The organism is Paenibacillus sp. MZ04-78.2 (genome assembly GCF_024213375.1).
Lineage (GTDB): Bacteria > Bacillota > Bacilli > Paenibacillales > NBRC-103111 > Paenibacillus_G.
The window spans coordinates 49,561-74,588 of record NZ_JANAVJ010000022.1 but is presented as its reverse complement, the minus strand read 5'-3'; the positions used below and the strand labels follow the sequence as shown (position 1 = coordinate 74,588).

2 protein-coding genes and 1 pseudogene are annotated in these 25,028 nt (G+C 51.4%); all 3 read right to left on the bottom strand.

Annotated features, from left to right (window positions below):
• Positions 1-76: 76 nt before the first annotated feature.
• A pseudogene (locus NLX71_RS16355) lies at positions 77-756 on the bottom strand (PQQ-dependent sugar dehydrogenase); the annotation flags it as partial.
• 231 nt (positions 757-987) lie between these two features.
• Positions 988-8,775, bottom strand: coding sequence for a non-ribosomal peptide synthetase (locus NLX71_RS16350; protein WP_254364882.1), 7,788 nt, complete (start codon positions 8,773-8,775; stop codon positions 988-990).
• 114 nt (positions 8,776-8,889) lie between these two features.
• Positions 8,890-24,993, bottom strand: coding sequence for an amino acid adenylation domain-containing protein (locus NLX71_RS16345; protein WP_254364881.1), 16,104 nt, complete (start codon positions 24,991-24,993; stop codon positions 8,890-8,892).
• Positions 24,994-25,028 lie beyond the last annotated feature (35 nt).

The following is a 25,028-nucleotide window of genomic DNA, read 5'->3' as shown; positions in this document are numbered from 1 at the left end:
GTGCGCGTCGTAATCAGTTACGTATATGATCTCATGAATCCCGTCGTTTTTCTAGGTGTGGAGGATTTGACGCTTACGTAACTACAGGTGGATTATCGATAAATGTATGCTTACCTACATCAATTTCGATTATTTTACCTGCGATTTCCATATCATCTTGGCTTAAATTAAATGGGTCATAGCCTGATCCACCATCTCCGGTTGTCAAAATAAGATTTCCTGTTTCAGGTGAAAAGTTTAAGCTATTGACACCATTATGGTTTAAAAATGGTCTTCTTATATGAAGTAATGTCCGCCGTTTTTGAGGTTGACCATTCGGATGTAGAATACATTCTTCAACTGTATCAATATGATCGTATTGAATTTCTCTATTTATCCACTTTAGGTTTAAGGTTCTGGAATCACAAGGGTTAGGCTTAAAAGATTCAGGAGGAGCACCTGGAAAAGCTCCTGGACCTTGGGTTCCAGCTACTGAATAATGCAGATAAAACAAACCATTATAATAGAATTTGGGATGAAATGCCAGCCCTAGCAAGCCCCGTTCATCATATCCACCACTAGAAAGACCTAGTTGATTCGCGGGCTAATATTAAAAAAAGTTCTTATAACTCCGTTTCGTATGTAAAAGATCTCTCCTACCTGGGCTGTAATAAATAAGCTTTCAATTGAATCACCCGGAAGTATAGTTGTTTTCAAAACAGTAGGTAAATTGATCTTACTTACAATGGGCCTTAAACTAACCTTAACTTTTATCAACTTAACTTTACCCTCCTTCCTATTTTTTTCTTTTATAAGGATATGATTAAAACTGCTCTATTAGTACCAATTAAGGCCGGTATTCATATCCTTCACCACTCCAAAGATGGTAAGTAAGTCCTTAGTCACCGAACAGTCCTTTGTGGAAATAAATAAGGGGCACAACACGGTGTTGTGCCCCCCTCTTAATTTTGAGGAAAGTTTTGGTTTACTGGTATTATACACCAATTATTAAGCATTTCGGCATGTTACTGTATGCCGCTCCGCCGCGATCCGATGGAGGATAGCGCGAAGAGTGTCCGCATTCGCTTCCATATGATCAGGAGCAAAAATGGTAACATGTTCTCCCGCTAATTTATACTCCGTATATCGCTGTGTTGTTGACCGTTCCCATCCCCGCTCCACCCTATTCAACTCTTCGCACAACAAATGGTGAATACTAGCACGGACTAGGCCGGAATTGACCAGTTGATTGTGATAGGCTAAATAACTTCTAATTTTATTGTGAATCAAAGGTATCGTGAGTAACTCTTGGTAATACTCCGGGATGATGTCCATATTCAAATAGACAATCTCTTGAATCTCTTCCTCTGATAAATAAGTAACCGAAGCGGTGATCTTGGAATCCAGCATGATGATATCCGACACGGCATATCCGCGCCGCTCCAAAGCTTGGGCCACCTCAAATGCCAGATTGGCTCCGGAAGAGTATCCGAGCAGCATATAAGGCCCTTCTTTTTGAATGCTTACGATATGCTCTACATAACGCTCAATCAACTGCTCCTCCAACAGCATTTCTTCGATAAAGTCAGCAGCATAGAAGACGCAGTCCCCGTCGAGTCTGCCCGCCAGTTCATTATAGACTAAGCCAAAGCCAAGCAGCGGCGGAAAACAAAAAACAGGGAACAAACCGTCTGAATTCAACCGGATAAAAGGATTGTCATTGCTCGAGTCTAATGCTGCAGAGGCTTGAATGAAGCGAGCCAGCGTTTCGATCGTCGGATATTCATAGATGACATGATACTTTAAGCTCAGTTCCAGATCCGTATTGATCTGATGAATGAGCTGCAAGACTTTCAGCGAATGGCCTCCCACATCAAAGAAATTATCCTGAACCCCTAGCTTCGGATGAGCTAATACCTGCGTCCAAATGTCGGTTAGCCGCTGTTCGAGCCAAGTGCTAGGCGCCAAATAGTCGGTTCCGGTCGACATATGTCCATGGGGTGCCGGTAAAGCTTTGCGGTCAACCTTGCCATTGGCGGTTAAAGGCATGGCCTCGACCTGTACAAAATGGGTGGGAACCATGTACTCTGGCAGTCTTTGCAATAGCTGGCGCTTGAGCTGCACGGTTTGCAACCCTTCATTACCTACCAGGTAAGCGCATAATTGCTTGGACCCTTCACCGTCATATGCGACGACCGCCACTTCCTTGATCGATTCCATGCGCAAAAGCGCCGCTTCGACTTCACCGATTTCGATGCGATAACCGCGAATTTTTACTTGATGATCAACACGCCCCACATACTCCAGCTGTCCATCCGGCAGCCAACGGGCGATATCTCCGGTTTTGTACATCTTCTGATCAGGCGCAAAAGGATGGTCTACAAATCTCTCGGCCGTCAAATCCGGCCTGTTCAAATATCCTCGTGCCAGCCCCTCCCCCGCTACATACAACTCGCCGGGAACACCCAGAGGCTGAAGCTGCCGGTATTCATTCAATACATAAACCTGAAGGGTAGGAATCGGTTGTCCGATCGTGCTCCTGCTCTCTTCGATTTCCCTTTCCGTGATTTCTTTATACGTAACGTGGACGGTAGTTTCCGTGATTCCATACATGTTGATTAGCTGTGTAGAGGGATACTTGTGCTTCCAATCCTTCAACAAGGACGGACTTAACGCTTCACCGCCGAAAATAATTTTACGGATGGCCAAATCGGACTCAGAATTGCCTTTGTCTAACTGCTGTAACTGGTAAAAATAACTAGGCGTCTGGTTCAAGACGGTGACCGCTTCCGAACGCAGCAATTGCATATAACTCTCCGGGCTTCTTGCCGTTTTTTTCGGAACGATGACGAGCTTGCCCCCATGCAGTAAAGCCCCAAACATTTCCCATACGGAGAAATCAAAGCAAAAGGAGTGAAACAAGGTCCAAGTATCCGATTCGTTAAAATCAAAAAGATTACGGCTGTTCATCAATAAACGAACCACATTTTTGTGCTCAATGAGCGTTCCTTTCGGATTCCCGGTCGTTCCTGACGTATAGATGACATAGGCTAACTGGTTGGAAGGTACATTTGTCCTTGGACGGGCCGGATCGACATCGTAGGAAGCCGGGTCATCCAGGAAAATGACTTGTCCTTGATAAACAACGTTTTCCAGCAAGTGAATTTGCGTGAGCACGATAGAAGCGGCCGAATCCTCAAGCATGTATTGGATGCGTTCATTCGGATAATCGGGATCGATCGGGACATAGACACCGCCTGCTTTTAAAATGGCAAGAATACCGATCACCATCTCCAGCGAGCGCTCCGCTATGATCCCGACGAGCTGCTCAGGTTGCAGCCCCTTCGCAAGCAAGGTCCGTGCCAGCCGATTCGCCCGTTCGTCTAACGCATGATACGTCAGCACCTGCTGCTCATATTTAACAGCCGGATGATCCGGCGTGCGTCTCGCCTGCTCCTCGAACAAGTGATGGATCGTTTCTTGTCTCGGATATTCGGCTGCCGTGTCGTTCCATGTCTCGGTAAGAAGCGTTCGCTCCTCTTCCCCTAGCAGATTCAATTCACAAATACGGGCCATGGGTTCGCTCAGCATGTGCCGAATAAGCTCCATCAAGTGGCTCTGCATCCGTTCGACACTGGGCCGATCATACGCTTCCGCATTGTAGACAAAATGGATTTCCATTTCTTCAGCCGGTATGACGATACAAGTAAAATCATAATGCGTATGTTCTTCCATATAAAAGTCGGTGATTTCCAATACCTTGTCATTCCGGTTAAGCTGCTCCATCTGTTTCTCGACCGGATAATTCTCAAACACCATGATGTGACTGATCAGCTGCTGCTTTTGCGGGGTTTGAGCCTGAATCTCATACAGGGGATAAGTATCGTACTCTTGAGAGGCCAGCGCCTGCTCCTGATTTCGTTTCACCAACTCGGCAACCGTCATTTCCGTCTGTGCCTGAACGCGCACGGGAATGGTGTTGATAAACAAACCGATCATGGCTTCAATCCCCGGAATTTCAGCCGGCCGGCCTGATACGACTGTACCGAACACGACATCGGTACTTGAGTTGTACCTTTGCAGCAGTAACCCCCAAGCGGTCTGAATCCACGTATTTACCGTGACCTGGTGGTCGCTTGCGGTTCTTTGAAGCTGCTCGGTGAGGGCTTTCCCTAATCTGCCGATATGCCTTTGCTTCCGATAGGTTCCGGAGGCGGACGCGCCCGGATCTTTCAACAGAACGGTTTGTCCTTCGTAACCGTCCAGATAATTCCGCCAATAAGCCGCTGCCCGCTCATGCTCCTGTTCGCCCAGCCACTCGATATAACGGCTGTACGGCGTCAAAGCTCCGCGTGCCGGCTGCCTCCGTTCAAGAAGCGCATAGTAGGCATCAAATACTTCCTTGGTAATAAGCGGCAAGCACCAGCCGTCCATGAGAATATGATGAAAGCTCCAAATGATTCTCGTCCGCTCTTCCCCGGTTCGCAGAATCGTTACGCGCATTAAAGCGTCGCAAGTGAGATCGAGCCCCCGCGCCTTATCCTCTTGGATAAAAGCGTCGATAGAGTTGCAGCGTTCCTGATCGTTCAGGCCGCGAATATCTCGAACGACCGTCTCCACCGGTTTCTCCCGGAACACGAGCTGCAAGGGCTGCTGCCATTGGGCATAAAAATTCGTCCGCAGGATGTCGTGTCTTTCTGTTAACTGTTCCAAGCTTTTGACGAATGCCCCGATATCGAGATGTCCCCGCAGCTCGAACGCCGCTTGCTCAAAATAAGCACCGGAGGCCGAATCGATCAGACTGTGGAACAGCATTCCCTTTTGCATTGGAGTTAACGGATAAACATTCTCCACCACTCCGAGATTCTCGGATTGCCGGACCAGGTGATCCAACGCTTCCATCGACATTCCCTTCAGCACTATGTCGCTCGGCGTCAGCTGAATACGGTCCTGCTCCACGCAATGATCGACGACTTGCCGTAAGCTAGTTCTCAGAAGCTCAGCGAAGCGCTCTATCGTTTCTTTTCGGTATTGCTTGCCGCTGTAGCTAATCGCGAGCGACAACCGGCCGGCGGCTATCATGCCGTTCATATCAAGCGAATAAAGCAAGGGCTGCCGCCTGCTCGATAGGGCTCCGCTGGAGTACGGAGATACCTCCACGGCTCCGCTGCTCCATTCCTGCTCGAATTGACCAAGGTAATTAAAGCTAATTTCGGGATGCTTCGCCGGTTCGAAGACGTCGGAAGAAGCCAACCCATATCGGAGCAGACCGAAGCCGATTCCTTTCTGGGGAATTTGGCGCAGCTGTTCCTTCACGGAGCGAATCCGCTGAGACGTGCCCTGATTAGCTCCGATGGAAAGAATAACCGGGTACTGGCTTGTGAACCAGCCCACGGTACGCGAAATATCGAGGTCCGGAATAATCGGTTCCCTGCCGTGGCCTTCGAGCTGAATAAGGATTTCTTCATGCCCCGTCCATTGATGGATGGCGATCCCCAATCCGGTCAGCAATAAGTCATTCATTTCGGTCGTATAAGCCCGGTTCGCTTGGGTTACCAAACGTTCGGTTTCCTCCGTTGTCCACTGCACGACAACCGTTTCCTGGTCCTGGATAAGGCCGGCGTCCTCCTCCGTGTCCTTGGGCAATGCAGGAGCCGACGCATAGGGTTGCCGGTGCCAATACGACTTGCTTTTGTCAAATTCTACGCTTCGCGTATAACGCTCCAGCTCTTCAGCCCATAGCTGGTAGGAGTCTGTTTTCTTCGGAAGCTGGATCGATTCTCCCTTCATTAGCTGCTCGTAGGCAGTCGCCAAATCCTCAAATAAAATCCGCCAGGAGATCCCGTCGATGAGGAGATGATGGACGACAATTAGCAAATGCTCGCCCTCTTGGCATTGAAACAATCCCAGCTTAACCAGCGGGCCCTCGGCCAAATGAATAGATCGTTGAATCTCTTCCGCTCGTGCTTCGACCTCTTCGGCAATCTCTTGTTCTTCCGACAAGGCAAACACGTCGAGGCTGAACAATTCGCCTTCGTCGATGCCGCGGTTTCTGGCTTCATATCCTTGAGCGGTTGGAACAAATACCGTGCGCAAAGCATCATGATGCTCCACAAGTTTGGTCATCATGGCTCGAAGCTTGTCTTCCTCAAGCCCATCCTTCCAATAAAGCAGAACCGCTTGATTATAATGGTGCTGATCGGGAAACGGCTGGGCGAAAAACCAACGCTGAATCGGAGTCAGCGCTACCGTACCCCGGATTTCTCCCTGCTCGGCCAACCGGGTAACCGGCTCTACATAAGGAATAAGCTCCGCGATGGTCGGATATTTAAACAAATGTTTAATTTCAAATTTGTATCCGGCTTGGTATAGCCTGGAGGTCACTTGAATCGATTTGATGGAGTCGCCGCCCAGTTGAAAAAAATGATCCGTGATCCCCACCCGCTTGACGCCCAGCACCGATTCCCATACGGCGGCGAGCAGCTGCTCCAGCTTTGTCCGCGGCGCGGTGTAATCGGTCCCTTCTTGTACTTTCTCAGACGGCGAAGGCAAGGCGCGGCGGTCCAATTTTCCGTTAGCCGTCAGCGGAAGAGCCTCCAATGCAATCAAATAAGACGGAATCATAAAGGCGGGAAGGCTCTGCGATAATTGCTCTTCAATCTCCTTGCGGCTCAACGCCTTGCTTGCGACATAATAAGCGCACAAGCTTGCGTCGTGGGGATGGTCTGCAGCGAGAACGGCGGCTTTCTGAATGCCGTCTATCCGCAATAACGCGGCTTCCACCTCGGCCGTTTCAATCCGGTATCCCCGGATTTTCACTTGTTGATCGATTCGCCCCATATACTCGATCGTTCCGTCCGGCAGCCATCTGGCCAGATCGCCTGTCCGGTACATGCGCTGCCCTGCGCCAATAGGGGGCTCTACGAATTTCTCCTCCGTTAGTTCGGGACGATTGTAATACCCCATGGCTACTCCGTCGCCGGCAATATACATTTCGCCGGGTACGCCCACCGGCACAAGATTTTGCTGCGCATCGAGCAAATAAATGCTGACGTTGGCAGCAGGAGTCCCGATCGGCACCGACTCCCGCGTGTCTTTTGTCGGATCGTAACGGTGAATCATGCAGCCGACGACCGTTTCCGTCGGGCCGTATTCGTTAAAAATCACAATGTTCCCGCCAAATTGCTCATGAATGCTTTTGGCCAGGCTGACGCTTAGATTTTCCCCGCCTACAATCAGCTTGCGGATTCTCGTGCCTTGAGGCTCCTTCCATTCTGAAATCAGGCTTAGATGGGTCGGAGTTAGCTTAATGATGTCCACTTGGTTCTCCTCGACGATACGACGGATGAAGGAGACAGCGTCCTCTCCTTCGTATATACGTACCCTATTGCCGGTAATCAAGGGCGTAAATATCGAAGTTACCGTCAAGTCGAAAGAAATGGAGGAATAAAGCGGGAAATCCAGCCGATCCTCCCCCACATACACCTCTTTGGCCCACCAGATGTAGTTGACCAGCCCTTGGTGGGTAATCATAGCCCCTTTCGGCCTTCCTGTCGTGCCGGAGGTGTAAATGACATAAGCAAGTCCAAGCGGATTTACGGTCAAATTCACGTTCGAACCGTCCTGGTCGAAAGCCGCGCTGTCGTTCAGATCCACTCGTATCCCGGCAAAAGCAGTCCGCTCCTGCAAATGCTTCTGAATCAGTAGCAGCCGCGCTCCAGAATCCTCCAGCATGTAACGCACGCGATCCTCCGGATAGTCTGGATCGATGGGCACATAGGCTCCTCCGGCTTTCAAAACAGCCAGAACCGCAATCAGCATTTCGCAAGACCGCTCCGCCATGATACCCACAAACTGTTCGGCCTGCAGTCCCTTAGCCAGCAGCGACCTTGCCAGTTGGTTGGAACGCTCATTCAATTGCCGGTATGTCAACGGCTCATGCTCCCCCAGAACGGCGATCTGATCCGGCGTTCTTGCGACCTGTTCCTCGAACAGCCGATAAATCGGCTTATTCTTCGGATAGTCGGCCGAGGTATTCTTGAATGCTTGCAGAAAGTGGTTGGTTTCCTGTTCAGTCAGTATGTCCAGCTGCCGAATGGCAAGATCGGGCTGAAACAATATAATCGAATAGATGCGATGCAAATGCCGGGTCACTTGCTTAATAAACGAATGGTCATATGCGGATGTATCATAGGTCAGTTTCAAGCCAATCGAATCGCCGCTCAGATCGAATTGAAACCAGATCTCCGATGCCGCCGTTTCCTTGAAACGCGTCGTATGAATGTTATCCAAGGAAACGATCGTGCGGATGACCGGCCGCTGCTCAGAATCATAGTTCACATCTAATGGCCCGATCATCTTATGGAAAGGGATATGCTGATGTGTAACCGCTGGACCGATGGTTTGATTCAACGCCTGAAATACGGTTTTAAACGTACTGTCTGCCTCTAGCTGTTGCTTAATCAGGATAACCTGATCCAGACGAAGGCTCTCATCCGTTTCGTCCTCAACGGTAGGCATGCCCACAATCAGGCTTTCTTCCCCTGTATATTTATACAGGAGGAACTCTACGCCGACCAAAAGCACTAGATAGACAGCTATAGGAGATCCGCCCGTCATAGTCATAATGCGCTGCGAGATTTCAGCCGGTAAGGGAGCCGACATGCTTGCAGAAGTGCTTCCAGAGTCGGACTCTTCGGAAGAATCCGATAGTTTGAACGAGGGCAATGAGATCAGGTGATCTTCCGGTTCAAACCTACTGCTCCAAAACCGTTCTCGTTGTTGATACTCTGACACGGACATCCCACATCCCTCCAATAGGTTTGAACTTCTGCTCCGAAGGCGCCGCTATGCTCCCCGCTCACTTGAGCAATGAGCGGGGATAACCGGCGACAGTTTACACTTCTTCGTCTAGAATTGAAGTTCAATGACGCTCGCGAAGTGGTCGCTTTTCGCTGTTTTCTGACTTAATGAAAGCTCGTTTAACGGAATGGCCGGGTTCTCGATAACTGCCGTCAGCATCAGCATATAGTCGCTCGCCATGGCGGCAATCGTCTTCTTTTTGAACAGCTTCGTGCAGTAATCGAAGCTGCCCTGCAGCCCTTCTTGCGCTGGCGCGAAGTTTAGCTGCAGATCGAACTTGGCTACCGTATGCGTTTGTTCGTAAGGCTTAACCGCAATCGTTTCAAGGGTCATTTCCGTTTGCTCCGTATTTTGGAAGACGAACATTGTATCGAACAAGGGATTGCGGCTTAAATCCCTTTTCACTCCAAGCTTTTCGACCAACTGCTCAAATGGATACTCTTGATGCTCGTAAGCCTCCAGCATCGTTTCCCGGAGCTCGTGGACATACTCGATAAACGTCTTTTCCCCAACCGGGGCCGTTCGTATCGCTAAGGTATTCACAAACATACCGATGATGTTCTGCACATCTTCATGGACTCTGCCCGCAATGGGCGTCCCTATGACGAGATCGTCCTGACCGCTATATTTCGCCAGCATCGAGGCATAAACGGCCAGCAGAACCATATACGTGGTGGAGCCGGTCATGTCTTCGATTTGCTTAACGCCTTCAATCAGCGACGCATCGAGCACAAAGTCATAACGCTGTCCCTCGAAGCTTCGAATGGGCGGCCGCGGAAGGTCGTTCGGCAGTTCCAGTGGCGAAACCTCCGTATGGAATACCTGCAGCCAGTAGTTCTCCTGGTTTCGGATACGCTCCTTCTGTTTCTCTTGCTGCTGCCATACCGTGAAGTCTTTGAACTGAATCCGCAGAGGTATCAGCTCTCGTCCTTCATACAACTGCATCAGTTCCTCAACAAAGATCGTCATCGAAGCGCCGTCCGTGATCATATGGTGCATGTCAAACATGAAGATATGCTGCTCTGGGTTCCATTCAATGAGTCCGCATCGAAGCAGCGGAGCGCGGCTAAGGTCAAATGCCCGTATGAAGCTGCGAATGATGGACTCGGTCTCCTCTTCTGTGGCACGGTACATCTCGATGAAAAATTCCACTTCGGGATGTATCACCTGCATCGGCTCCCCTTGGATCATTTCAAAACCGGTACGCAGCGATTCATGACGCTGGATTAACGCTTCGAACGCCATTCGCAGCCGATCCACGTCGATCTTTCCTTCCAGCATCAAGATTCCCGGCATGTTGTAGCCTAATTCCCCGCCTTCGATTTGCGCCGAAAGGTAAATCAGCTTTTGAACGGAGGTCACGGGATAAGCGGCTTTCACCTCGGCAGCCGGAATATGGCTCGGTCCGTGAACCTCTGAGCTTGCCAAGAGAGTAGCCATCTCTTCAATCGTGGGATATTGAAACACGTCTCTCAAGGAAAAATTTCGCTTGAATTGCGTATGAATTCTGGAAATTAGAGTCATTCCACGCAGCGAGTGTCCTCCCAGATCGAAAAAGCTGTCGGTCACGCCGACGTTCTCCAGCTTCAACACTTCTTCCCAAATATGAGCCAGTTGTTTCTCCAGCTCCGTTCTTGGGGCAACGAATCCCTCCCCCGCTTGGGAACTCGCCTCAGGCAGCGGCAAAACGGATCGGTTGACTTTCCCGTTTGAAGTCAACGGCATTTGCTCCAACTGCATCATATATAGCGGAATCATATAACCCGGAAGCTGCGCGGAAAGCTTCTCTCGGAGCTGACGGGCGGACACGGAATGATCCGCCACAAAGTAGGCGTACAAATCGCTTTGTCCGTCTGCGCCGGTCCGGGCCAGAACGACCGCTTCCCGAACCTCCCCGGTACGAAGCAGCGCGGCTTCAACCTCAGCAAGCTCGATTCGGTAACCGCGGATTTTCACCTGATGGTCCATTCTTCCGGCGTATTCAATCGTTCCATCGGGCAAATAGCGGGCAAGATCGCCTGTTTTGTACATGCGATGATTCGCCGAATACGGGTGCGGAATAAATTTGTCACGTGTTAAAGCTTCTTGGTTATGGTATCCTCTGGCAAGACTCACGCCGGCAATACAAAGCTCTCCGACAACACCGATAGGCTGAAGCTTTCCGGATTCATTCGCGATGAATAGCTCCGTATTGGAAATTGGTTTTCCAATCGGTGGCAGCTCCCGTCGGCTCTCCGGATCGACGGTATGCATCGTAACGACATGCGTTTCCGAAGGGCCGTAATGGTTGTGCAGCATAACCTTGTGCTCGGCCAGCATGTCGCGGACCAAGCTCGTCACGACAAGCTGTTCTCCCGCCACGATAATATGATCCACGTTTTCGGCCAACGGCTCCAAATTCATTTTCTCCGATGCGAGAAGCTTGAAGAACGCCGTCGGTAAAAAGACCGTCCGGACGCCATGGACTCTAACGAAATCGTGCAGCCGGCGAATGTCCCGCTTCGCCTCTTCGTCGATGATATATAAGGTTCCGCCGCATAAAATCGTAGAGAAGATTTCCTGGTAGCAGACATCAAAGCTCATCGCCGCAAATTGCAGTACATGGTCAAACCGCACCGGAGTATATGCCCATTCGTAAGCGAGCAGGTTCACCAGCGTTTTGTGCTCCAGCTCCACCCCTTTGGGCTGCCCTGTTGTTCCGGAGGTATAAATAATGTATAACAAGTCTTTTTCGCTATATGAGAGGGAAAGATTGCTTGTATCCCCCTGATAAACAGACGAGTCGTCAAGGCGGATCACGGTTCCTTTAAAGGAAGGAGGCACCGTAAGACCGGCACGAATCAGAAGTACACCGGCGCCGCTGTCTTGCAGCATAAAGCTGCGGCGTTCCTCCGGCAGCTCCGGAGCTATCGGAAGAAAAGCGCCGCCGGCCTTGAGAATCGCCATCATTCCGATGATCAGGTTGGCGGAGCGCTCGGTCATCACGGCAACGGCCCGATCGGTGCCCACGCCAGCCCCGCGCAGCGCGCGCGCCAACTGATTGGACCTTTCGTTCAACTCCCGGTAAGTCCAAATCTCTTCGTTAAACCATACGGCACCCTGATCGGGCGTACGTTCAGCCTGCTCCTCGAACCGCTGATGAATCGTCGAGAAACGTTCATGGTTCGTTGTTGGGCCATTAAACCGTTCCCGGATTTCCGTTTTCTCGCTCAGGGACATCATATCCAGGGAAGCCAAGCTCGCTTCCGGCCGCTCAAGAACCGCATCAATGAGCTGCGCGTAATGCTGCATCATCCGCTCGATCGTTTGCGGGTTGAACAGGGACGTCAAATATTCCATCGTGAAGTGAATACGGCCCTCGTCTTCCACTGCGGTCAAGGTCAAGTCGAATTTTGCCATCGTATGTTCGCTGTGGTAAGGCTCAAAAGCTACGTCTTGTGCCTGCAAGGCCGCTTGCTCGTTATTTTGCAAGACCAGCATCGTGTCAAAAAGCGGATTACGGCTTAAATCCCGGGTCAAATCCAAGCGCTCCACAAGTTTTTCGAACGGATAATCTTGATGCTCATAGGCCTGCAGCGCATGCTCTTTGACTTCGGCGAGAAGTTGAGTAAATGATTTTTCTTTGGCCGGGTAATTCCGCAGGGCCAGCGTATTCACGAACATCCCGATGACGAAGTCCAAGTCGGCGTGCGGTCTGCCCGCTATTGGAGTGCCCACGATAATGTCTTCTTGGCCGCTGTATTTAGAGAGCAGGACGGTATAGGTCGCAAGCAGCAGCATGAATAACGTAGAATCGGTTTCCAAAGCCAGCCGCCTCAATCCCGAGCTTCTTCGTTCATCCAGCGAGAAATGCAGCGTGGCTCCCACAAAGCTTCGATGGGTTGGCCGTCCCTCGTCCGTCGGCATATGCAGCACGGGAAGATCCCCGCGGAATACGTCCAGCCAATAGGCTTCCTGCTTCTGGAGTTGCAAAGTTCGGGCTTCTCCGGTTTGCCAGGCCGCGTAGTCTTTATACTGAATTCTGAGCGGGTCCAATGCACTGCCCTCGTACAGCCTTACAAATTCCTGAATGAGGATGCTGATCGACGTTCCGTCCGAAATGATGTGATGCATATCAAACAGCAGGATCATTTCGTCCGGCTGAAGCTCAAGGAGACCGACGCGTAACAGCGGAGGCTGTTCGAGCTCAAAGGCGCGGACAAACCGGCGGATGACGCCGTCCGCATCCTGTGCGCTGTCCTGGTAGTAGTCTATCGAAAAATTCACCTGATCAAGAACGAATTGTACAGGCTCCCCGTCCGCCATTCGAAATCCGGTACGCAAAGATTCATGGCGCCGGACCAGCTGAGCGAAGGCTTGATACAGCCTGTCCTTGTCCGGCCTTCCCTTCACTTTGAAGAAAGCTGGCATGTTATAGCTAAGCTGGCCGCCTTCCAATTGCCCCAGAATAAACAGCCTTTTTTGCGCCGAAGAAACCGGATAATACGGTCTCTTCGCAATGACCGGGATGGAAGCGTAGGCCGAATGCTCCAATGACATGATCTCTTGCGCAAGCCGCTCAATGGTCGGAAGCTCGAATACTTTGCGCAGCGGGATTTGAACGTTCAGCCGCTTTTGGATTGCGGCGACAAGCGCCGTCGCCCGCAGCGAGTGTCCTCCGATATCAAAGAAATGATCTCGCACGCCGATCTCCGATACGCCAAGAATCCCCTTCCAAATTTCTTCCAATTGCTGCTCGGTCTCATTTCGCGGCGCCATATATTCGGTGACTGCGCTCCTCTGTCCGTCCGGAGCTGGCAGCCCCTTTCGATTCAGCTTTCCGTTCGCAGTAAGCGGAATCCGCTCCACTTGGACCAAGGACGTCGGGACCATGTAGGCAGGCAGCCGCTCGGCCAGCGCTGCCCTGAGCTCGCCGGGCGGCAAAGCGGCTTCCGCCACAAAATACCCGCATAACTCAGGCTCGCCTAAGGCGTCCTCCCAAACCACCACAACGGCTTCTTGAATCAAAGGCTGGTTCAACATCACGGCCTCGATTTCCCCTGGTTCAATCCGAAACCCGCGGATTTTCACCTGATGATCGATTCGACCGAGATAGTCAAGATTCCCGTCCGGCAGCAGGCAAGCCAAGTCCCCGGTTTTGTACATCCGGCTCAAGGGGACAAACGGATCTTCAAGAAAAGTCGCATTCGTCAATTCGTGCAGATTCAGGTAACCGCGTCCCACGCCGTCTCCGGCAATGTATAACTCGCCCGGAACGCCGACAGGCTGGAGCCTCAGCTGCGAATCGAGAACGTACATTCGGTTGTTGCCAATAGGTTTCCCGATCAGCAGATAAGCTTGACCTCGTTGCCAATCCGGCGCAGCCGGTATGATGTGGAACAAGGAAGCATCCACGCAAGTTTCGGTAGGTCCGTAAACGTTGGTAATGACCGGCAGGTGATCATGAAACGCGAACAATTGCAAAAACCTGGTAACCGTCGTTTCCGGAAGCGCCTCTCCGCCGATGAGAAGATGCCGCAGCAGCACGCCATCCATAGAACCGCCTGCTGCCAACAGCTTTAGGTGCGAAGGCGTGCCGTCCGATACGTCAATCCGATGCTCCCGGTAGTACCGGCATAAGGCCGCTGCGTCGGATACCGTCGCTTTAGGAACCACGAACAAGGTATGGCCCAGCAGCAAAGTCGCAAATATTTGCTGAACCGATGCGTCAAAGTAGTACGGAGCCAGCATAGCGACACGCAAAGCTTCATCGTAAGCGGCAAAAATCTCACTTCGCAGCCCTTCCACCAGATGAACCACTTGGCGGTGTTCGATCATAACCCCTTTTGGTTTGCCTGTCGTTCCTGACGTATAGATCACGTAAGCCAGTTGACCGGGCTGACACGGCAGCATCAGATTATCATCCGCTTGGAGATAGGCATGTTCCGCTCGCAGGTTCAGGCAAGTTCCGGAAAAAGCAGCTTGTTCTGTCCAATCATCCTGGACGAGCAGTACTTGGATATCCGAATCCTGCAGTATATATTGAAAACGTTCCGCCGGAATATCGGGGTCGATCGGCAGATAAGCCCCTCCCGCTTTGAGAACAGCTAGAATCCCTACCATCATCTCAATAGAACGTTCGACCCTGATGCCGACAAGCTGCTGATCCTTCACCCCTGCATTCCGCAACGTTCGGGCAAGCTGGTTGGCGCGTTTGTTCAACTCATCATAAGTGACCCGCTCTTCCTCGTATACAACGGCCGTTTGCATCGGCGTACGCGCCGCCTGTTCCTCGAACCATTGATGAATCGCTCTCGTTGCGTCAGACGGATCGTTCATACGCCAGTGCAGAACACCTTCGAGCAGTCGTTCTTTTTCTTGAGGCGTCAACAGCTCCATGTCCTTGATTTGAAGATGAGGCTGATGCGCTGCTTGATCCAAGAGCCGTTGCAAATGCCCGCCAATCCGTTCCACTTCGGAAGGCTCATACACGTTTTGATTAAAACCAAAATGAATTTCCAGTTGTTCATGCGGAATCACAAGCACATTAAAATCGTAGTGCGAATGCTCCTCCATATGGAAATTCGCAATGCTGAGCTGTGCGACATCATGGCCTGCTTGCTCGATCCGTTCGCCTACAGGGTAATTCTCGAAGATAACAAGATGATCGATCAAAGCCTGCTTTTGCTCAGTCTGCGCTTGAATTTCGTACAAGGGATACGTGTCGAAGGAGCGGGAAGCCAGAGCTTTTTCTTGATTCACTTTCATCGCTTCAACAAACGTACATTGTTCCTCATGAACGACCCGAACCGGAACGGTATTGATAAACAGCCCGATCATTTGTTCCACACCGGGAATATCCGCCGGTCTTCCGGACACGACGCTGCCGAATACGACATCATTCGTGCCGTTATACTTTTGCAATAAAATGCCCCATAAGGTTTGGACCAGTATATTTAACGTGACTTGATGCCGGCTGGCGATCTGCTGCAAAAGTCTGGTCTGATCGCGGTCTACCCGGCAGGTGACGCTGGCGTACGCATAGGCTCTCTGAGCTTGCGGGGTGCTTTTGCGAAGTATCCGGGTTTGCCCCTCATAGCCCTCCAAATATTCGTTCCAATACCGTTTCGCCGCCTCAACGTCTTGCCGCTGCAGCCATTCGATGTATTCGCTGAATGGAGGCGTGTAAGCAGACTCCGCTTCCTGCCCCTTCAGCAGAGTGAAGTAATGATTAAACACTTCACGGGTCACAAGCGGCAGGCACCAGCCGTCCATGACAATATGATGAAAGCTCCAGATCAAATGATACCGCCGGTCTTGAACGCGGAAAATCGCCACCCGCATCAAAGGACCTTGAGTTAAATCAAATCCCCGTTCCCGGTCCTCGCTTCGGAACGCTTGCAAGGCCGCGTCGCGTTGAGCCTCTTCGATGCCGCGCAAATCCGAAACGTAGATCTCCGGTTTTTGCTTCCGGTACACAATTTGCAGAGGGACATCGTTCCAGCCGTTATAAAAACGGGTCCGAAGCACGGCATATTGGTCAAAAACACGCTCCAGACTTGCCCCTAGCGCTTCGATCCGCACCTCTCCGTCCAAATCGAACGATGCTTGTTCAAAATAGGCGCCGGATTCTGCATTCAGCAAGCTGTGGAACAGCATTCCCTTCTGCATGGGAGTCAGCGGATAAATGTTCTCAATAGCCCCGGAGTCCGGCAGCTGATCCAGAAGCTGATCCAATTCGTTCACAGTCAAGCCTTGGAGCAAAATATCGCTTGGCGTGAGTTCGGGCTGCTCTTTGCTCATGCAGTGAGCTACGACAGCCCGAAGCTCTTGATGAAGAAAGGCCGACAACCGTTCGATCGTCTCCCTGGCGTACTGCTTATGGCTGTAATTGATCGTCAGCCTTAGTTGTCCTCCGGTTATCATTCCGTTCACATTGAGCACGTACGGCCTGCGCTGATTGCCGCTTGAATCCGAGCCGGCGGAGTACTGAGATAGCCGAATCTCATGCTGCTGCAAATCTTGATCGAACTGACCCAAGTAATTAAAGCTTATTTCCGGCTGCAGACCGGATCGCGGCACCTCCGTTTTGGCTAAATACTTCAGAATGCCATACCCGATTCCTTTATGGGGAATATGCCTTAGTTCCTCTTTCACCGCTTTGATCGAAGCGGATAATGGTTTGCCCGGCGGCAGTTGGAGAACAACGGGAAACAAGCTTGTAAACCAGCCCACCGTGCGGGAAATATCGAGATCCGGGATAATCGGTTCCCTTCCGTGCCCTTCCAAATGAAGCGCAATCCGTTCAAGTCCCGACCATCGCGAAACAGAAAGGCCGAGGGACGTGATCAATAGATCGTTCATGTCGGTGTTATAGGCACGGTGGGCATGCTTGATAAGCTGGTCCGTCTCTTCCTTGCTCCATTCGACCGTTACCGTCTCGCTGTCTCGGCTGAATCCATCCTGTTCGGGGAAGTCCTTGGGCAGGCATTCGAAGCCGCGCTGCTCCAGTTGGCTCCAATACGCCGCTTCCTTGCTCATCGCTTCACTCTGTGCATAAGCGGTCAAACGCTCGGACCATAGTCGGAAGGAGTCCGTTTTTAGAGGAAGCCGGATGGCTTGTCCCCTTTCGGCCTGCTTGTATCCGCTGGCGATATCTTCAAGCAGGATGCGCCAGGATATGCCGTCTACCGCCAGATGATGAATGGCGATGAACAAATGATCTCCATCTGCACAACGGAACAAAGCGGCTTTCATCCAAGGTCCGTCGCTTAAGCGAATACTGCCTTGGATCTCGTTCGCCTTCGCTTCAATGTCCGGCCCGGGAGCGGGGTTTTCTTGCAAATCGAAGACTTCCAGCTGATACAAGCTGCTTCGGGCAATCTCCAAATTCCAGGCCTCGTAGCCGTTTTCCGTTTGGACAGCCACCATGCGCAGGGCATCGTGATGCTCGGCAAGCTTGTGCAGCGTTTGACGAAGCGGCATTTCCTTCAATCCGTCCGGCGCATGCAGCATGACCGCTTGATTGTAATAATGCGGATCTACAGTAAATTGTTCGAAAAACCAATACTGTATCGGAGTCAGCATCACACGGCCCACGGCCTCGCCTTGCTCCGCGGCTCTTCTGCTTAGCTCAACATGCGGACTTAATTCAGCGATCGTCGGAAACTTAAACAAATGTTTAATTTCCAGGCGATAACCAAGCTGATTCAGCCTGGATGACAGTTGAATCGATTTAATGGAGTCTCCGCCCAGATCGAAGAAATGGTCACCTATCCCGATGCCTTCCGTACCCAAGATGGCTTCCCAGATCGAAACAAGCATTTCCTCCACTTTCGTCCGTGGCGCCCTGTACGCTGCGCGCTCCTGATGCCGAAGATCGGGGACAGGCAGCGCCTTCCGGTTCAATTTGCCATTGGACGTTAACGGCATTTGCTCCAAATGGACAAAATAGGCCGGAACCATGAAGCCGGGCAGCCCGCGAGACAGATGCTCCCTCAGCTGCGATGATGGCAGCGGGCGATCGCTTACGTAATAGGCGCATAACTGCTGAAACCCATGGGCATCGGTTTGGGCCGCAACAACGGCTTCTTTGATTTCAGCCATTTGCTGTAGAGCAGCTTCAATCTCGCCGATTTCGATGCGGTAACCTCGGATTTTGACCTGCTCGTCCATCCGGCCTAGATACTCCATCTTTCCGTCCGGTAGCCACTGGGCCAAGTCCCCTGTTCTGTACATGCGGGTTCCGGGAACAAACGGGTGATCGATGAATTTCTCCGCCGTCAGCTCCGGCCGGTTCCAATAGCCTCTGGCTACACCGGCTCCGCTGATAAAAAGCTCTCCGGGAACGCCGACCGGCACCGGCTTCAAGCCGTGATTCAGCAGGAACAGACTTGTATTGGCCGCAGCCTTGCCGATCGGCACCGATTCACGTTTATCAAGCGCTGCATCATAGCGATGAATCATACAGCCGACAACCGTCTCCGTCGGCCCGTATTCATTAAATATTTCAATTTCTCCGTGTAATTGTTCGTGGATGCTTTGAGCGAGCCGAGTGCTTAAATTCTCTCCTCCCACAATTAGCTTCCGAACGGTTGTCGGGCCAGCGATGTTCATTTCTTTCCATGCCTGCAAATGGGCAGGAGTCAACTTGATAATATCCACTCTGGGGTCCTGTACGATAGAGGCCAGCAATGCGGCTTTATCGGCTCCGCTGAATACGATAATGGCATTTCCTGTGACCAGCGGAGTGAAGATGGAAGTTACCGTCAGGTCGAAGGAAATCGATGAGTACAGCGGAAAATTAGTTGGCTCGCCCTTGACATAAACCTCTCTCGCCCACCAGATATAATTCGTCAAGCCCCGGTGCTCAATGAGTACTCCCTTCGGTTTTCCGGTGGAACCGGAGGTGTAGATCATATAAGCCAAATCATTCGCTCCGCCGACCTCTTCAAGGTTCGAGCAATCTTGGTCGTATGAGCTTTCCTCATCCAGCAGCACGGTCATTCCTTCAAAGTCAAACTTTCGCCGGAGATGGGACTGCGTAAGGACTAAGCAGGCTTTGGAATCGTCCAGCATGTAGCGGATACGGTCCTCCGGGTAGTCGGGATCGATGGGCACGTACGCGCCGCCGGCTTTGAGAACGGCCAAAATTCCGATCACCAGTTCAATACTATGTTCGCTAATGACAGCAACGAACGGATTCGCTTGTCCGCTTCGAGCTCTTACATGCCGGGCCAGTTGGTTGGCCCGCTCGTTGAGCTGTACGTACGTGAGCTGCTGTCCGTGAGCGATAACCGCCGGACGATCCGGCGTTTGCAGCGACTGCGCTTCAAACAATCGATAAACCAGAGCCTGCGGGAACTCCGCTGCCGTGTCGTTCCAGGTATGAAGAAGCGTTGTTCGTTCTTGGTCTGTTAAGATGTCCAGCTCGCTCACCCGAACATCCGCATCCCTTGCGACCTGCTGCAAAATGTGCAGCAAATGCCCTTGCATTCGCTCAATGGTAGCCCGGTTGTATACCCTGGCATTGTAAGTGAATTGTAATCTGATGGTTTCCCCCGGGATAACGATCACATTCAAATCATAATTGGTCTGTTCTTCCATTTGTACCTTGGAAATCTCGATCGGCGAACCGTATTCGCCTCCGATGCTTTCCATGTACTGGCCGACCGGATAATTTTCGAAAACCATCAGGTGCGTAATTAAATGCTGCTTCTGGATCGTGCGGGCTTGAATTTCGTACAAAGGGTAGGTTTCATAATGTTGGGAGGCGATGGCTTTCTCCTGCGTTCTTCTCATAAGCTCGGCAAACGTGATACTGGCCTCCCCTTGTATTCGTACAGGAATCGTATTGATAAATAAACCGATCATCGTTTCCACGTTCGGAATGGCCGCCGGCCTGCCCGACACAACGCTGCCGAATACGGCGTCCTGGCTGGAATTATAGGTGTGCAGCAGAACTCCCCACGCCGTCTGCAGCAAGGTATTCAGGGTGACATGATGCCTACTGGCACTCTCTTTCAACCGCAAGGCAAGCTCCGCGTCGATGACGCCTGTTACTTGCTCCGGCAGGTAAGGTTCATCTTCGGCCGGCTGACCGTCTTTCGGCAGAAGCGTTTGTTCGCTGTAAGCGTCCAAATATTGATCCCAGTAGCGCCGGGCCTCTTCCTCATTTTGCTCGTCAAGCCACTCCATGTACACTCGGTAAGGAGTTAGGCGTGACGGCGGGAGCTGCTTCTGCTGCATCCGCGCAAAATAATCACCAAAAATTTCCTCCGTAATCAGAGGTAGGCACCAGCCATCCATCAAGATATGATGAAAGCTCCATATGAAATGATAACGGGTATCGGACATGTGAAGAATCGAAACGCGCATTAAGGCGTCCTTAGCCAAATCAAATCCCCGCAGCCGATCTTGCCGGGCGTATTCGCGGACCGATCGTTCTTGCCCGGTCTCGTCCATCTCGCGCAAATCTACGCTGGACAAGCCGATTTTTTTGTCTTTCCAAACCATTTGCAAAGGCTGATCCTTCCAGCCTCTGTAGAAATTGGTGCGAAAAATCTCATACTTTTGCGCTAAAGCCTCCAAGCTCTCGGTAAATCGTTGGATGTCCAGCCATCCGTTCAGATCAAATCGGGTTTGCTGAAAATAAGCCGCTGAGCTTGGATCAAGCAGACTGTGAAATAACATGCCTTTCTGCATGGGGGTCAGAGGATAAATCTGTTCGGCTATGCCGAATTCACGCGTTTGCTCCAATAACTGATCCAATTCGTCGATCGTAATATCTTTCAATAAAACATCGCTTGGTGTCAGCGAGCTATGCGGCTGGTCTACGCAATGCGTAACGATTTGCTGCAAACTGTCTCTCAGCAGCTGGGCGAATTGTTCGATGGACGATGAGTTGTACTGCTTGCGGCTGTAACTAAGCGACAGAGTCAATACTCCTTCGGCAATCATGCCGTTTAGCTCCAGGGCTGCCGTTCTCCTTTGTTGTCCGTTCATCGAGGACCCTGATGAATAGGGCGACAGCTGGTAAGCATGATCTTCGAAGGACTGGTCAAACTGGCCCAAGTAATTAAAGCTGATATCCGGTTCCATATGCAGGAGGCCCGCTTCGGAGCGCCCGGACACCTGCTTCAAGATACCGTAATTCATGCCTTTCGCAGGGACCCGCCTGAGCGTTTCCTTCACGGATTTAATATGCTGCGGCAGCGATTTTCCAGCCTCGATATGCAGGATGACGGGGTATTGACTCGTAAACCAGCCCACCGTGCGACTAATATCCAAATCCGGCAGTATCGGCTCCCGTCCATGCCCTTCCAGATTCACCGCCATTTTTTCCATTCCGGTCCAAAGATGAACAGCCCGTCCAAGCGAGGTAAGCAGCAGATCGTTCATTTCCGTGTTGTAGGCCCGGTTCGCTTGCATGAGCAACCTCTCGGTTTCTTCCTGAGTCCACTGAACCGTAATAACGTCGCTATCCTCCACGAAGGAGGTTGGGTGATCGTAGTCTTTGGGCAATGCCCGGATCGGCTCACCTGCGAGCTCCACCCAATAAGCCAGCTCCTGCTCTATCGCGGTGCCCGATGCATATTGCTCTACTTGCTCTGCCCAGAACGAGAAAGAATCGGTTTTCTGCGGAAGCCGGATCGACTGACCCTGTACGGCTTGCTCATAACCGCTGGCAAAGTCCTCTAAAAGAATTCTCCAAGACACGCCGTCAATCACCAGATGATGAACGACAAAAAGCAAATGATCCCCGTCCGCACACCGGAACAAACCGACTTTCAGTAAAGGCCCGCGACTTACATCGATGCTGCTTTGAATTCGGTTCGCGTGGCTTTCGATTACATGGCCCGGATCGGTGTCTTCTTGACAAGACACGATCTCAAGCTCAAACAGCTTGCTCTCGTCAATAGCGGCAATACGGGCGCTGTAACCGCCCGACTGCTCTTCTACGATCATCCGCAGCGCATCGTGATGCTTGGCGATCTCGCTCAGAGCCGACCGAAGCGGAGCTTCTTGAAAGCCGTGAGGCGAATGGATCATCACCGCCTGATTATAATGGTGGAAATTCGGCATTTTTTGTTCAAAAAACCAGTGCTGAATCGGGCTGAACCTCGTGCTTCCCTTGACTTCCCCTTGCTCGGCTATTCGGCTGACCGGTTCGATCCATGGGCTTAGCTCAGCGATGGTAGGATAGTTAAACATATATTTCATGTCTACTTTGTAGCCGGCTTGATACAACCGCGAGGAGACCTGAAGCGATTTAATGGAATCCCCTCCGAAGTCAAAGAAACTATCCTGAATTCCGATCTTTTCCGCGCCAAGCACCGTTTGCCAAATGGAGCTGAGCAGCTCCTCCACCTCGTTGCGAGGCGCTACGTATTCCCTTTCAGCGCGTGTTTTGTCTTCGGCATCCGGCAAAGCTTTCCTATCCAGCTTCCCATTGGTCGTAAGCGGGATTTGCTCCAGATGAATAAAGACGGAAGGAATCATGTAATCGGGTAATTTATGCGAGAGCAGGTCTCGAAACTGACTTACCGTCCCGTTAAACTCCCCGGTATAATAGGCGACCAATTGATCGGCCCCGTCCTTGTCCTTTCGCGTAGTGACAACCGCCTCATGAACCGCATCCAGACTGAGCAGCGCCGTCTCCACGTCGCCAAGTTCGATGCGGAAACCGCGAATTTTCACCTGCTGGTCGATTCGGCCCAAATATTCGATCGTACCGTTCGGCAGCCAACGGGCGCTATCCCCTGTTTGATACATGGTCTGCCCGTTCGCCAGCAGATGCGGAACAAATTTTTGCTTCGTTAGCTCCGGCTGGTGAAGATAACCGCGAGCTACCCCCGCTCCTGCCACGAACAGCTCTCCCGGCACGCCAATCGGCTGGATATGCCCGTGGGTTCCCAGGATATAGACCTGGTTATTGGCCACCGGCTTACCGATGGTAATCCGCTCATGGACGGTGTGAACGGGGTGAAACGTCGTGATGACGCTATTTTCCGTCGGGCCATATTCATTAATGAGCCGAATCTGCGGCCGCAAAGCAAACAGCCTTTCAACCGTGGCCGGTTCAAGCTGTTCTCCGCCGACGACCACATGTTGAACGTAACGGAGGTCTTCCGCTTTCATTTGTGCTATCATCGCGCTTAGCAAGCGTGGCGAAGTTGTGAACCGAGTAATTTTCTCCTCGGTCAACACCTTTTGAATGGCGAAAAGGTCTTTGTTCTCTTCTTCAGGAAGAAGATACAACGTAGCGCCCGATACCAACGGACCGAAGAAATTTAAGATGAAAGCATCGAATACATAAGGATACAATACAAGCACACGATCCTGCTCGGGAAAATGGAACAAAGCTTTCTTCCATTGGAGCGCGTTCGCAATCCCGCTATGCTCGATCATGACCCCTTTCGGCTTCCCTGTCGTACCGGAGGTATAGATGACATAGGCCAAATGATGATGCTGCGCAATGGGCAGCAATGCACTTCCGTCCGGATGATACGATGCTTCGTCGTTCAAATCGAGTACGGTTCCCGCAAAGCGGAGATCGCCTTCTACATCGCCTTGAACCAAGAGAAGACCAGCCTTGGCAACCTGCAGCATATGCTGAAGCCGCTCTTGCGGATACTGAGGGTCCAGAGGCACATAAGCTCCGCCCGCTTTCCAGACCGCGAGCATGGCGACGACCATCTCCAGCGAACGCTCCGTCATGATCGCTACCAGCGTATCGGGCTGGACCCCGTAATTTCGGAGTATTCTTGCCAGTTGATTGGCTTTCGTATCCAATTCGCGGTAGGTCAGCTGCTGGCTTCCAAGCTTAACGGCCGTATGATTCGGTGTCCGCTTCACTTGCTCTTCGAAGAGTTGAAACGTCGTTCGGCTTTCGGAAAAATCGACGGCCGTATCGTTAAAATGAAATAATATTTGTTGTTTCTCCGCTTCGCGCAGCATCTCGATTCCGTGAAGCGGAGCATTCGGCTGGAACAAAGCTGCGGCGAGCATCCGGTCAAGATGCGCCACGACTTGCTCCAGGTAGGGCCTGTCATAGAGACTGCCGTTATAATAGACCTTCACATTCAAGCTGTTGTTTTCCAAATCAAAATGAAATAGCGTGTCGGCGAAAATTTCTTCTTTAAACGTGAAACCATGCAGTTCATTTAGCGAAATGACGATTGGAAATAACGGGGTATGCTCATCCGGGTACAGCATATCTAAGTGCTGAACCATTTTGGGAAAGGGAACGTTCTGATGCCTGAGCACCTGAGCCACCCCTTCCTTTAACTGGGTAAACAACGCCGAGAACGTGCTCCCGCTGTTCAGCACATGCTTGAAAGGAACGATGGGATTAATTACCGAGGAGCTGCCCTTCTTCTTCGTGGTTGTCGGAATGCCCACAATGACGCTCGACCTATCGGTATAGTGGGATAATAAACACTGCATCCCTGCTGCGACAAGTAAATAAACAGCCATCTCCGAGCCATTGGCCAAGTCCGTTATTCGCTTCGATACCGCTTGAGATAAAGAGCCGTTCCAACACTCTTCCCGGTAGGCTTCACGGTTCCATGATACGGAGTCCGCTGCTTTAAAGGGTGGAAGCACGCTTAACCGATCTTCTTCGTCAAACACGTTCACCCAATACTCTTCTTGACTGGTATTCCCCGACATGCGAGCACCTCACTCTGCTAAGGATCTAAACCGTG